A 13,593-nucleotide genomic window follows, 5' to 3' on the forward strand; every position below is an offset into this window, starting at 1 on the left:
CCCCCCCCGGGTGGGGGTGGGGGGGGGGGGCCGGGGGGTGGGGGGCTGTCCAGGCGAGGGGGCCGGGGGGTGAGGCGCCCCGCTCGTGCCGCCTATTACTCAATGCCCCACCGCCAGCACATCCAGCTTGCCAAACTTGCGCAGCTCATACTCCTTGGTCATCAAGAAAATCAGCGGCGTAACCAGCAGAATATGAGTTGAAGACGTGAACACGCCCCCAATCATGGGCAGCACGATGGGCAGCATCACGTCGGAGCCCGTGCCGGTGGCCCACAGCACCGGCACCAGCCCGAACAGCGCCACCGAAACCGTCATCAGCTTGGGGCGCAGGCGCTTGGCCGCGCCGTTGAACACGGCCTCGCGCAGGTCTTCCTTGGTGATGGTGGCGCTGGAGTTGCCCTTGCGGGCCACTAGCTGCTGCATGGCGTCGTTGAGGTAGATGACCATAATAACGCCCGTTTCCACGGCCAGGCCGAAGAGGGCGATGAAGCCCACGGCCACCGCTACCGACAAGTGCACGCCGTAGAAATATACCAGGTACGCCCCGCCGATGAGCGCAAACGGGATGGTGACCAGGCTCAGCAGCGCCTCACGCACCGAATGAAACGCGAAATACAGGCACCCAAAAATGACGACCAGCACGATGGGCAGGATGAAGAGCAGCGTGCGCTGCGAGCTAATCAGGTTTTCGTACTGCCCGCTCCACTCCAGGTAGTAGCCGGCCGGCAGCTTGCCCTGCATGGCCTGCACCTTTTGCATGGCTTCCTGCACGGTGCTGCCCAGGTCGCGGCCCCGCACGTTAAACAGCACGGCGCCACGTAGTTGGGCGTTTTCGGAGTTAATCATGGGCGGGCCATTTTCGAAGCGCAGCGTGGCCACGGCCGAGAGCGGCACCGGCCCGTAGGCGGTGGTTTGGATGGGAATGCGGCCCATGGCGGGCAGGCTGTTGCGGTAGTCCTCGGCCAGGCGCACGCCGATGGCGAAGCGCCGCCGGCCCTCCACGGTGCTGGCCACGGGCGCCCCGCCGATGGCGGTTTCCACCACCTCGTTTACCTGGTCCACGCTCAGGCCGTAGCGGGCCAGCTGGTCGCGCCGCAGGTCGATTTGCAAGTACTTGCCGCCCGTGATGGGGTCCACGTAGAGGTCCTGCACGCCGGGCACGCCGCCCAGCGCCGCCCGCACCCGCTGCGACACGTTATAAATCGTATCGAGCTGCTGGCCATACACTTTCACGCCCACATCGGTGCGAATGCCAGTGCTCAGCATGTTGATGCGGTTGATAATGGGCTGCGTCCAGCCATTCACCACGCCCGGTATTTGCAGCTTGCCATTCAGCTCCTCAATCAGCTTGGCCTTGGTCAGGCCCGGCCGCCACTCGGCGCGGGGCTTGAGCTGAATGATGGTTTCAATCATGCTCAGCGGGGCGTTGTCGGTGGCGGTGCTGGCGCGGCCGGCCTTGCCCAGCACGCCCTTCACCTCGGGCACCTGCATGATGATTTTGTCCTGCACCTGCAAAATGCGCTTTACCTCCGTGTTCGACACGTCGGGCTGGGTGATGGGCATGAACAGGATGGAGCCCTCATCGAGCGGCGGCATAAACTCGGTGCCCAGGCTCAGCAGCAGCGGAATGCTCACGGCCAGCAGCGCCAGGTTGATGCCGATGGTGGTTTTGCGCCACGTGAGGCACCAGTTGATGAGCGGCGCGTACACCCGCTCCAGCCCCCGGTTGATGGGGTTTTGCTCCTCAGTTTTGAACTTGCCCTTCATAAAAAAGGACAACAGCACCGGCGCTAGCGTCACGGCCAGCACCGCGTCAATGAGCAGAATAAACGTTTTGGTATAGGCTAGCGGGTGAAACAGCTTGCCCTCCTGCCCAGTCAGTAAAAACACGGGCAGAAAGGATGCTACGATAATAATCGTGGAGAAAAATATCCCCCGCGACACCTGCTTGCTGGATTTCTCGATGATGGCGAGGCGCTCGTCGTTAGTCATGGGAATGGGTTTTTATAGGTCGTTCTGATGGGGCCTCACCCCCCGGCCCCCTCTCCTTCAGAGAGGGGGCCGGGGGGTGAGGCGCCCCGTTAGCGCCGATTGGATTACCCTCGTGGTAGAGATGCCTCCTTCGTCAGCATGACGTTCTTATTTAATTCAGTAGGAGCTGCTTGCCCGTCAGATGCCGCCGCTTCCTCGGCTGCCTGGTGCAGCGCCAGGTTGCGGTACGCATTCTCGGCCATCACAATGCCGTTATCGACAATGACCCCAATAGCCAGGGCTATCCCGGTGAGGGACATAATGTTAGAGGAAATGCCGAACGCGTTCAGCAGGATGAAGCTGGCGGCGATGGTAATCGGAATCTGGAGCAGGATGCTGAGCGCGCTGCGCCAGTGAAACAGGAACACCAGCACCACCAGCGACACCACGGCCATTTCCTCCAGCAGCGTGTGCTTGATGTTGGCCACCGACTCTTCGATGAGGCCGCTGCGGTCGTACACGATGTCAAACGACACGCCGGCGGGCAGGCCCTTGGCTACCTCGGTCATTTTGGCCTTCACGCGGGTGATGACGTCGTCGGCATTTTCGCCGTAGCGCATCACCACGATGCCGCCCACGGCCTCGCCCTCGCCGTTGCGGTCGAAGATGCCGAGGCGGCTTTCGCCCGTCATCTGCACGGTGCCGAGGTCGCGCAGGCGCAGCGGCACGCCGCCGGGGCGGGTGAGCACCGGCACGTTTTCGAGGGTGGCTACGTCCTGAATATAGCCGTTCGTTTTGATGATGTAGCCCACGCCCGACTGCTCAAACTTGCGCCCGCCGGCCTCGTTGTTGTTGCTGCGCACGGCGGCCAGCACCTGCGGCAGGCTCACGTTATAATAGGTGAGCTTGGTGGGGTCCACCGTCACCTGGTACTCGGGCTGGAAGCCGCCGAAGCTGGCCACCTCGCTCACGCCAGGCACGGTTTGGAGGCCAAACTTCACGTACCAGTCTTGCAGCGCGCGCTGCTCGCCCAGGTCCAGCTTGGGGGCGTGCAGCGTGTACCAGAGCACGTGGCCCACGCCCGTGCCATCGGGGCCCAGGGTGGGGGTGAGGCCGGCCGGCAGCAGCCGCTGGGCAAAGTTGAGCCGCTCCAGCACCCGCTCGCGGGCCCAGTAGATATCGGTATTGTCATTAAAAATGACGTACACGAAGCTCATCCCAAACATGGAAGCCGCGCGCACGGCCCGCACCTGCGCTAGCCCTTGCAGGTTGGTCACGAGCGGGTAGGTTACCTGGTCCTCAATAATTTGGGGCCCACGGCCAGCCCACTCGGTGAACACAATGACCTGGTTTTCCGACAAGTCTGGGATGGCATCGAGCTTGCTGGCCCGCACCGAAAAAATGCCCCACACCAGCAGTACCGCCGCTAGCAGCAGCACGAGCACGCGGTTGCGCAGCGAGAAGGAAATAAGTTGCTCAATCATGTCTTTAGCTGTCAGCAGCTAGCTGTTAGCTGGTAGCTAACAGCTTCTTCACCTGGTAATTGAAGAAAAGCGCGCGGGGTAGCCCGGACCCGTTTGGAGAAAGCTATCAGCTGGCAGCTACTGGCTGACAGCTAAAAAACCGCACGCACGAAAGCCCCGCGGCCAACCGGCCGGGGGAGCAAGGCAACATCCAGAGACTAAACTAAAAAGGCGTGCCCGCGCACGTAGGCGGGGCACTCGGGCGGCGGGGCGGCGGCAGCCGCCCGCGGCGCGGCCGGCGCGTCGGCCGGGTAGGTGGGGGCAGGCAGCCGGTAGGCCAGGCGCAGCACGGGCGGCACGAGCCCGGCGGCCGGCGCTTGCAGCTTAAACTGCGCGGTGGTCAGCTTGACGTCCTTGATGGTGCTGCTCACCTTTTGGTTGTGGCAGCAGCCGGCGGGCTTTTTGGGCGCCGGGCAGCAGCAATGCGCCTCGCTCGCTACGGAAACCTCCGCCAGGCTTTGGCCGCAGAAGTGCATACTGTACACCAGCCCGGGGCTGGACAGCAAATAGCTCAAAAGCAGAAACAGGCTAACGAAGCGTTTCAAACGAGGGTACGGAAAGTGGGGCCGGGGCCAACGCTGTAAAGATACGTCCGCCCGCCGGGCCCGGGTTTACAGGATTCGGAAGCAGAAGTGTAAGATTTGCCCGATGTGCGCGCTGCGGTCCGCCGGCGCAGCTGGCAGCCCGCCGCCGTTATCGGCGTGGCCGATACCATCCGCGCTACCTCGGTGGCGGCCATTCGGCAGCTGCAAGCCCTGGGGCTGGAAGTGATGATGATGACCGGCGACAACCCCCAAACGGCCGCCGCCGTGGCCGCCCAGGTGGGCATCACGCGCTACTTTGCCGAGGGGCTGCCCGCCGGCAAGGCCGGTAAGGTGCAGGAGCTGCAAGCCGAGGGGCGCACCGTGGCCATGGTGGGCGACGGCCTCAACGATGCGCCCGCCCTGGCCCGCGCCGACGTGGGCCAGGCCCTGGCCACTGGCGCCGACGTGGCCAGGGAGGCCGCCGCCATTACCCTGCTGCGGCCCGACCTGCGGGGCGTGGCCACGGCCATATGCTCTCGCGCAGCACCATGCGCACCATCCGGCAAAACCTGTTCTTCGCCTTCATCCACAACGCGTTGGGTATTCCCATTGCGGCCGGGCTGCTGGAGCCGTTCATGGGGTGGCTGCTATCGCCCATGCTGGCGGCGGGGGCCATGGCGCTCAGCGCGGTGTCGGTGCTCACCAACTCGCTGCGGCTGCGCGGCTTTCAGGTTAAGAATCAGTAGCATAGCGTATTGCTCGCTAGTAAAGCCCCGCTATCTCCTCAGCTAACGAGGGGTAGCGGGGCTTTGCTGTGGAGGGGGCTGAGTTGTGCAATATCAATTTTTAAGATGACTTTTATCATATGGCCGCCCCGCTGCCCGAGGAACCTTTGTAGCGAAGTACATGCCCTGGTAAATAGGGCTTTATTGAACTGGCAAGCAAGTAATCGCCCCTGAATAAGTAGCCTGTAGCGCAGGTTGGCCGGGTGCCCTGGGTGGGCTGAGGCGGCGCGCATCTGCTGCCCGAATCGCCGGTTTCTATTGCAAGCCTGCCTTGGTTTATAGCCTGGCGGCCCGCGCCGCCACCCGATTACCGTCCACTACCCATCAGTTTATCCCTACGCTACGCCAACTACCTATTCTATGAAATAAAAAACTTACCCTCAGGAAGTTATGAAAAGTTACGAACGTTATACGGACACGTCGCAGGTGATTTTGCCGGCGTTGGATACCGTATTCATTTTTTTGGCTTTTCGGCTGGCCGACCACTCATACATGGGCCTGGTGCCGCCGGTAGAGTACTCGCCGTTTCTGTTCGTCATCTTTGCCCTGCTCTGGGGCATTTTGTCGCGCCAGTTCGCCAACATCTACCGGCTCGACCGGCTGATGAGCTACTCCGAAAAGCTGGGCCACCTGCTCTATACCTTCGCCCTGCACGCCGGCCTGCTGCTGCTGGGGGCGGTGGTGCTGCAAGTGCCGCTGCTGCCGTTTTCGTACCTGCTGGTGGTGTATGTGCTGGCCATTGATGGCATTGTGCTGGGCCGGTTTGTGCTGGCCTTTGGCTACCGCGCCTACCGGCAGTACGTGGCCAAGCCCCACAGCCGCTTCGTGATAGTGGGCACTGGGGCCAGCGGCCAGCAGCTCTACCACCTGCTCACGGGCCGCCTCACCAGCGGCGACTCGTTCAAGGGCTTTTTTGTGGCCGAGGGCGAGGTGGTGCCGGCTGCGCTGCGCCCGCTGGTGCGCGGCACCGTGGCCGACCTCAAGGACTACTGCCGCAACACGCCGCTCGACGAGCTCTATTTTGCCCTGCCCTTCCACCAGTACGCCCTCATTGAGGACCTGGCGAGCTTCGCGGCCGACAACTTCCTGTCGTTTCGCATTGTGCCCGACTACTCGGGCACGGTGGGCCGGGCCGTGGATGTGCTCTTTCACGACCGCTTGCCCATTCTCACGGTGCGGCACGAGCCGCTGGGTATCTACGCCAACCAGGTGCTCAAGCGCGGGTTCGATATTGTGTTCTCGCTGCTAGTCATTGGGTTGCTGTTTCCGGTGCTGCTGCTGCCGCTGGCGCTGCTCATCAAGCTCGACTCGCCGGGGCCCGTGTTTTTCAAGCAAATGCGGCCGGGCTGGCGCAACCAGCTGTTTCCGTGCTACAAGCTGCGCACCATGCGCCGCGACCACGGCCGCGCCGAGCTGCAAGCCTCCCGCACCGACCCCCGCATTACGCGGGTGGGCCGCTACCTGCGCAAATACAACCTCGATGAGCTGCCCCAATTCTTCAACGTGCTGCTCGGGCATATGTCGGTGGTAGGGCCGCGGCCCAATATGATGTCGCAGCTGGAAGAATACTCCAAGCACATTCGCACCTATTCGCAGCGCCACACCGTGATGCCCGGCATCACGGGCTACGCCCAGGTAAACGGCTGCCGCGGCGAAACCCGCGCCCCCCAGGCCATGGAGCGCCGCGTCGAATACGACCTTAAGTACATGGAGCGCTGGTCGTTTGGCCTCGACCTCCAGATTATTGGCCAAACCGTGCTCAACATGGTGCGCGGCGAAAAAGACGCCTTTTGAGGCTTCCGCAGAGCGTTTGTCCTTGCGCGCGCCACTGCGTTGCGCTCGCAAGGACGGGCGGTTTATATAATTCATTTAACTACTTGATAATCAGTAGATAATAGCCAGTAGCTAAATGGAAGCAACCCTCCCCAAGCGCCCGGTGCTGAACGCCCCCATCTCGACGGGCACTATGCCCGATTTTGTCGATACCATTTTGCGGCTGGGGGCGGCGCGCTCCTCGGCCTACGTGTGCTGCGCCAACGTGCACATGCTGGTGGAGGCCCACCGGCACCCGGCCTTCCGGCCGGTGCTGGCGGGGGCGGCCATCGTCACGCCCGATGGCAGCCCCGTGGCGGCGGCCGTGGGCTGGCTGGGCGGCCAGCGCCAGGCGCGGGTGGCGGGCATGGATTTGCTGCCCGCCCTGCTCGAAGCCGCCGCCGCCCGCGGGCAGTCGGTGTACTTCTACGGCACTACGCCGGCGGTGCTGGCGGCCATGGTGGCCCGCGCCGCCCGCGAGCTGCCGGCCCTGCGCATAGCGGGGGCGCACGCGCCGCCCTTCCGGCCCCTCACCCCGGCCGAGGAAGCCGCCGATGCCGCCGCCATCAACGCCGCCGACCCCGACCTGCTGTTTGTGGCCCTGGGCTGCCCGCGGCAAGAGCAGTGGATGGCCGCCCACCAGGGCCGCATTCGGGCGTGCATGCTGGGCGTGGGGCAAGCCTTTCCGGTGTATGCGGGCCTGGAGCCCCGCCTGCCGGCCTGGGCCCGCCGCCTGTGGCTGGAGTGGGCCTACCGCCTCTGGCAGGAGCCCCGCCGCCTGGCCCGCCGCTACCTCGTCACCAACTCCTGGTTTGTGTACCTGCTGGTGCGGGCCGCGCTGGGCAGGAAATCAGGAATTAAAAATTAAAAAGGAAGAATTGAAAAGAACGTCCTGCTCATCTGGCGTCCGCTTGTCGAAGCAAGTCTGCCACGTTATCCGAGCCGCTCAGCAAAACGGTAAAGATGCTCTAGTGCTTCCAGCAGGACGTTCTTTTTAATTCTTCATTCAAAAAAGACCATCTGCAAAAACAACAACAACTCTCTCTCCCAACCCAACAGCGTATGAAAGCAGTGATACTAGCCGGGGGCTACGGCACCCGCATCAGTGAGGAAAGCGGCATTCGGCCCAAGCCCATGGTCGAAATCGGCGGCCGGCCCATTCTGTGGCACATCATGAAGACCTACGCCCACCACGGCATTACCGATTTCGTGATTTGCTGCGGGTACAAGGGGCACCTGATAAAGCAGTATTTCGCCGACTATTTCCTGCAAAATTCGGACGTTACCTTCTGCCTCGACCGCCAGCAGATGAAGCTGCACCACACCCACGCCGAGCCCTGGACCGTGACCCTGGTCGATACCGGCCTCGAAACCATGTCGGGCGGCCGCCTGCGGCGCGTGCGCGAGTACCTCGATGAGCAAACCTTCTGCTTCACCTACGGCGATGGCGTGAGCGATATCGACATTCAGGCCAGCATTCATTACCACCACCAGCAGGGCGCGCAGGCCACGCTCACGGCCGTGCGCCAGCCGGGCCGCTTCGGGGCCTTCAACCTCACCGAGGCCGACCAGCGCGTGAACAGCTTCACCGAAAAGCCCGAGGGCGGCGACACGCCCTGGATAAACGGCGGCTTTTTCGTGCTGGAGCCCAGCGTGTTTGACCACCTCGACGGCGATGACACCACCTGGGAGCGCGGCCCCCTGGAGCGCCTCGCCGCCGAAGGCCAGCTGGCCGCCTACCGCCACGAAGGCTTCTGGCAGCCCATGGATACCCTGCGCGACCGCACCTTGCTCGAAGAACTCTGGCAATCGGGCAAAGCCCCCTGGAAAGTATGGGCCGCGCCGCCCGCCTGGCAGCCTAAGCCCGTGCCAGCCGCCGCTGCCCCCGCCCCCGAAACCCCGCCGCGCACCCTGCCCGTGGCGCTGCAATTAGTCGACTAAAACGGGGTTTTTTACTTAAAAATCAAGAATTAAGAATTAAAAAATCGGGAGGGAGGAAGGCTGAATCTGCGTATCCGTCAGTCAGCTTTTTTGGTCCTGAATTTTGATTTGTAAGGCATGATTTTTTGATTGACAGCGGCTAGCTAAAATTGCACGAGCTGGTTGCCTGGCCCCAGATTTTTAATTTTCAATTCTTACTTTTTAAGTAACAAAACATGTCTCATCGCATCCTCATTACCGGCAACATGGGCTACGTGGGGCCGGGCGTGGTACAGCACCTGCGCCGCACGTTTCCGGGGGCCGAACTGATTGGCTACGACCTGGGCTTCTTTGCCCAGTGCCTCACCGGCAACGGCCGCCTGCCCGAGTCGCGGCTCGACCGCCAGGTGTTTGGCGACGTGCGGGCGGTGCCCGCGGCGCTGCTGGCCGGCGTAACGGCCGTGGTGCACCTAGCCGCCATTTCCAACGACCCCATGGGCAACCTGTACGAGGACGTGACGATGGCCATCAACCACCGCGCCGGCGTGGTGCTGGCCCGGCAGGCCAAGGCGGCCGGCGTGCGCAGCTTCGTGTTTGCCAGCTCGTGCAGCATTTATGGCGAGGGCGGCAACGATGCCAAAACCGAGGACTCGGCCCTGAACCCGCTCACGGCCTACGCCCGCTCGAAGGTGGCCAGCGAGCGCGACCTGGCCCCCCTGGCCGATGCCGACTTTGTGGTAACCTGCCTGCGCTTTGCCACCGCCTGCGGCTGGAGCGACCGCCTGCGCCTCGACCTGGTGCTCAACGACTTCGTGGCCAGCGCCGTGGCCAGCGGCGAAATCAGTATTCTCAGCGACGGCATGCCTTGGCGGCCCCTCATTCATGTGCGCGACATGGCCCGCGCCATCGAGTGGGCCATTGGGCGGCCGGCCACCCACGGCGGCCAGTTCCTGGCCATCAACACCGGTTCCGACACCTGGAACTACCGCGTGCTGGCCCTGGCCGCCGCCGTGGCCGTGGCCCTGCCCGGCACCCAGGTGGGCGTGAACCCCGCCGCCGCGCCCGACCGCCGCTCGTACCGCGTCGATTTCAGCCTATACCGGCAGCTAGCCCCCGACCACCAGCCCCAGCACACGCTGGCCGCCACCATTGCCGAACTGCAAATGCAGCTGGTGGCCACGGGCTTCCGCGACGCGGCTTTCCGCACCTCGCACCTCATGCGCCTGCGCACGCTGGCCACCCTGCGCGACCAGGGCGAGCTAACCGAAGACCTCACCTGGGCCGCCCCCGCGGCCCAGGTAGCGGCCCCCACCGAGGTAGCCACCATGAGCCTGGCGTGATGCAAGGGTTCGGGAACCGCGGATGGCGCGGGGCTCTGGCCCGTGCCGGGTATTCGCGGGCCTCTGGCCCGCTCGTTGAACGAAGCTCCGCGCCGGCCGCGACAAATTACTTTTGATAAATAGCTAATTAATAACTGTTTAAGCATGATTTTTACCGAAACCAAGCTGGCGGGAGCCTTCATTATCGACTTGGAGCGCCGCACCGACGAGCGCGGGTTTTTTGCGCGCTCGTGGTGCGAGGATGAGTTTGCGGCGCACGGCATTTACCTGCCCCCGCTGCAAGCCAACCTGTCGAGCAACCCCACCCAGGGCACCCTGCGCGGCATGCACTACCAGCTGCCGCCCCACGCCGAAAGCAAGCTGGTACGCTGCACCCGCGGCGCTCTCTATGACGTGATAGTGGACCTGCGGGCCGAGTCGCCCACCTATGGCCAGTGGGTGGGAGTGGAGCTCACCGCCGATAACTTCCGGCAACTATTTGTGCCCGAGCGCTTTGCCCACGGCTTTCTTACCCTGGAGCCCAACACCGACGCCGCCTACCAGGTATCGGCCAGGTACGCGCCCGGCGCCGAGCACGGCCTGTGCTGGAACGACCCCGCCCTGGCTATTGCCTGGCCCGCCGAGCCCCGGCTCGTGTCGGCCAAAGACCAGGTGCACCCCTCTTTCGAGGAGCAGCTGGCAGTGCGCAACGCGCGGTGAGCGCGCATCGGCGCAAACGGGGCGCCCATCAGAACGACTACTTAACCAGTTAACTGCTAATTGAAATGATACTTGTTGATACTGCGCTAAAGGCGCGCCAGGCCGCGGGCCGGCCAATTCGGGTGGGCATGGTGGGGGCGGGGTTTATGGGCCGCGGTGTGGCCCTGCAAATATGCCGCTACGTGCCGGGCATGGTGCTGGCCGCCATTGCCAACCGCACGGTGGCCCAGGCCCGCCGCGCCTACAGCGAGGCGGGCGAGCTGGGCGCGCGCGAGGTATCGTCGGTGGCCGCTCTGGAGCGCTGCATTGAGCTGGGCCAGCCCGCCATCACCGATGATGCCCTGCTGCTGAGCCGCGCCGGGGGCATCGACGTCATTATTGAGGTGACCGGGGCCGTGGAGCACGGCGCGCACGTGGTGCTGGAGGCCATTCGGCACGGCAAGCACGTGGTGCTGCTCAACGCCGAACTCGATGGCACGGTGGGCGCTATTTTGAAAGTGCACGCCGACCGCGCCGGGGTGGTGTACACCGTGAGCGACGGCGACCAGCCGGGCGTGACGCTCAACCTGGCGCGCTTCGTGCTGGGCCTGGGCGTGAAGCCCGTGCTGTGCGGCAACATCAAGGGCCTGCACGACCCCTACCGCAACCCCACCACCCAGGAAGGCTTTGCCCGGCAGTGGGGCCAGAACCCGAGCATGGTTACCAGCTTTGCCGATGGCAGCAAAATCAGCTTCGAGCAGGCCGTCATTGCCAATGCCCTGGGCATGGAGGTGGCCCAGCGCGGTATGCTGGGCCCCACCGTGGCCCCGGGCACGCCCATCAGCAAGGCCGCCGAGTGGTACCCGCAGGAGCTGCTGCTGAGCGGTGGCCCCGGCATTGTGGACTACGTGGTGGGCGCCGAGCCCGGCCCCGGCGTGTTCATTCTGGGCACCCACGACGACCCCGCGCAGCAGCACTACCTCAAGCTGTATAAGCTGGGGCCGGGGCCGCTCTACTGCTTCTACACGCCCTACCACCTCTGCCACTTCGAAACGCCCACTTCGGTGGCGCGGGCCGTGCTCTTTCACGATGCCTGCCTGGCCCCCGCCGGCGCCCCGCGCGTGGAGGTGGTAACGGCCGCCAAAATCGGGCTGCACGCCGGCGACGTGCTCGACGGCATTGGCCACTACATGACCTACGGCCTGGCCGAAAACTTTCCCCTGGCCCGCCAGCAAAACCTGCTGCCCATTGGCGTGGCCGAGGGCTGCGTGCTGCGCCACGACGTGCCCAAAGACCAGGTGCTGACCTACGACGACGTGCTGCTGCCCGAGGGCCGCCTCGTGGATAAGCTGCGCCGCGAGCAAGACGCCTACTTTGGCACTCCCGCCCCCGCCCAGCAGCGCCAGTCGGTGGCCGTGCACAGCGCATAAGCTTGTTGGCGCGTATTTCACCGTAGGGCACTTGTTTTAAGAGAGGTAAAAGTGAAGAGTTAAAGTTCTATTGGTCTGTATTTTAACTATTAACTTTTGCTTTTCAGCTAAGTATGCCCGCCTGGAAACCGCATTAATGAGAAATTCATTTGCCTTGAATACTTTTCCGTTTCTCCCTAATCTTCCTTCTCACTGCTATGAGAAACACGTTAACGCCGGCTGCCCCTGGCCACCCGGTGGCCGAGCGGCCGATTAGTAGTTTGGGCCCGTCGGGGCTGGCGCTGCCCAGCGTGTTCCCGGCCCCCACGGCTGGCCCCTGCCGGTTTTGCGGCACGCCGCTGCACGTGACGTTCGTTGACCTGGGCCCCTCGCCGCTGTGCCAGGACCACGTGCGGCCCGAAGACTTCAACCGCGCCGAGGCCTTCTACGACCTGCACGCCTACGTGTGCCTCTCGTGCCTGCTGGTGCAGGTGCAGGACCTGATTGCCCCGGCCGACCTCTTTCCGAGCGACTACGCCTACTTCTCATCCTACTCGCCTTCCTGGCTGCGCCACGCCCGGTACTACACCGAGCTGGTGACGGCGCGCTTTGGCCTCGGCCCCGAGCACCTGGTGGTGGAGGTAGCCAGCAACGACGGCTACCTGCTCCAGAACTTTGTGGAGCAGGGCATTCCGGTGCTGGGCATCGAGCCGGCCGAAAACGTGGCCAACGCCGCCCGCCAGAAGGGCATCAACACCCTCAGCCAGTTTTTTGGCCTGGCTACGGCCCAGGAAGTGGCCGAGAGCTGCGGCCAGGCCGACTTGCTCATCGGCAATAACGTGCTGGCCCACGTGCCCGACATCAACGACTTCGTGGCTGGGCTGGCCGCTATTCTCAAGCCGGGCGGGGTGCTTACCATGGAGTTTCCGCACCTGCTGCGGTTAGTAACTGGTAATCAGTTTGATACCATCTACCACGAGCACTTCAGCTACTTGTCGTTCTGGACGGTGGGCCACATTTTTGCCCACCACGGCCTCACGCTGTTCGACGTGGAGGAGCTGCCCACCCACGGCGGCTCACTGCGCATTTATGCCCGCCACGCCGACTGCGCCGACCCTGCCCTGGCCGTGACGCCCGCCGTGCCCGCCCTGCGCACCTGCGAGGTGGCGGCGGGGGTGTGCGACCTCGATTTTTACCTCGATTTTGCGGCCTGTGCCAAGGAAACCAAGCGCAAGCTGCTCGAATTTTTGATTGGGGCCAAGCGCGCCGGCAAAACGGTGGTGGGCTACGGCGCGCCCGGCAAGGGCAACACGCTGCTCAACTACTGCGGCATCCGCACTGATTTTGTGGACTATACCGTCGATTTGAACCCCCACAAGCAGGGCAATTTCCTGCCCGGCACCCGCCTGCCCATCTACCACCCCGACCGCATCCTCAAAACCCGGCCCGACTACCTGCTCATTCTGCCCTGGAACCTGCGCGAGGAAATAATGGAGCAAATGGCCGTTATCCGCACCTGGGGCGGGCAGTTTGTGGTGCCCATCCCGGAGGTGTGCGTGTATGCCTGAGGGAGTAAGCCCCGGTCCGCCGGCGCGAACCGGCCGACCGGTTGTCGTTGCGCAATCCTGCCG

At 63.7% G+C, this 13,593-nt stretch carries 11 protein-coding genes; 8 read left to right on the forward strand and 3 right to left on the reverse strand.

The window, feature by feature from the left end; translation table 11 throughout:
- Positions 1–99: 99 nt before the first annotated feature.
- From QMK33_RS18605 to QMK33_RS18615, 3 genes are all read right to left on the reverse strand, one after another.
- A complete protein-coding gene (locus QMK33_RS18605) occupies positions 100–1,992 on the reverse strand; it encodes an efflux RND transporter permease subunit (RefSeq protein ID WP_283566124.1) in 1,893 nt (630 codons plus the stop codon).
- Positions 1,993–2,096: 104 nt separating this feature from the next.
- Positions 2,097–3,455: an efflux RND transporter permease subunit gene (locus QMK33_RS18610; RefSeq protein ID WP_283566125.1), complete on the reverse strand. Its 1,359-nt coding sequence runs from the start codon at positions 3,453–3,455 to the stop codon at positions 2,097–2,099.
- 197 nt (positions 3,456–3,652) lie between these two features.
- The gene (locus QMK33_RS18615) at positions 3,653–4,039 is read right to left on the reverse strand and encodes an HYC_CC_PP family protein (RefSeq protein WP_283566126.1); all 387 of its coding nucleotides are present in this window, start codon (positions 4,037–4,039) and stop codon (positions 3,653–3,655) included.
- 105 nt (positions 4,040–4,144) lie between these two features.
- Here QMK33_RS18615 and QMK33_RS18620 point away from each other — a divergent pair, with 105 nt between their 5' ends.
- From QMK33_RS18620 to QMK33_RS18655, 8 genes are all read left to right on the forward strand, one after another.
- Positions 4,145–4,810 carry an HAD-IC family P-type ATPase gene (locus QMK33_RS18620; protein ID WP_283566127.1) on the forward strand — a complete coding sequence of 222 codons (666 nt, stop codon included), beginning with the start codon at positions 4,145–4,147 and terminating at the stop codon, positions 4,808–4,810.
- 383 nt (positions 4,811–5,193) lie between these two features.
- Positions 5,194–6,597: an exopolysaccharide biosynthesis polyprenyl glycosylphosphotransferase gene (locus QMK33_RS18625; protein ID WP_283566128.1), complete on the forward strand. Its 1,404-nt coding sequence runs from the start codon at positions 5,194–5,196 to the stop codon at positions 6,595–6,597.
- 115 nt (positions 6,598–6,712) lie between these two features.
- Positions 6,713–7,483: a WecB/TagA/CpsF family glycosyltransferase gene (locus tag QMK33_RS18630; protein WP_283566129.1), complete on the forward strand. Its 771-nt coding sequence runs from the start codon at positions 6,713–6,715 to the stop codon at positions 7,481–7,483.
- Positions 7,484–7,677: 194 nt separating this feature from the next.
- Entirely contained in the window at positions 7,678–8,556 is an 879-nt protein-coding gene (rfbF, locus tag QMK33_RS18635; RefSeq protein WP_283566130.1) for a glucose-1-phosphate cytidylyltransferase, read from the forward strand.
- Positions 8,557–8,771: 215 nt separating this feature from the next.
- Positions 8,772–9,875, forward strand: coding sequence for an NAD-dependent epimerase/dehydratase family protein (locus QMK33_RS18640; protein ID WP_283566131.1), 1,104 nt, complete (start codon positions 8,772–8,774; stop codon positions 9,873–9,875).
- A 144-nt stretch (positions 9,876–10,019) separates the two neighbouring features.
- Positions 10,020–10,574, forward strand: coding sequence for a dTDP-4-dehydrorhamnose 3,5-epimerase (gene rfbC / locus QMK33_RS18645; RefSeq protein ID WP_283566132.1), 555 nt, complete (start codon positions 10,020–10,022; stop codon positions 10,572–10,574).
- Positions 10,575–10,639: 65 nt separating this feature from the next.
- Entirely contained in the window at positions 10,640–11,983 is a 1,344-nt protein-coding gene (locus tag QMK33_RS18650; RefSeq protein ID WP_283566133.1) for an NAD(P)H-dependent oxidoreductase, read from the forward strand.
- A 197-nt stretch (positions 11,984–12,180) separates the two neighbouring features.
- Positions 12,181–13,530, forward strand: a complete 1,350-nt coding sequence (locus tag QMK33_RS18655; RefSeq protein WP_283566134.1) for a class I SAM-dependent methyltransferase — start codon at positions 12,181–12,183, stop codon at positions 13,528–13,530.
- Positions 13,531–13,593 lie beyond the last annotated feature (63 nt).

The organism is Hymenobacter sp. H14-R3, from assembly GCF_030063445.1.
In the GTDB taxonomy this organism is placed as follows: Bacteria; Bacteroidota; Bacteroidia; order Cytophagales; family Hymenobacteraceae; genus Hymenobacter.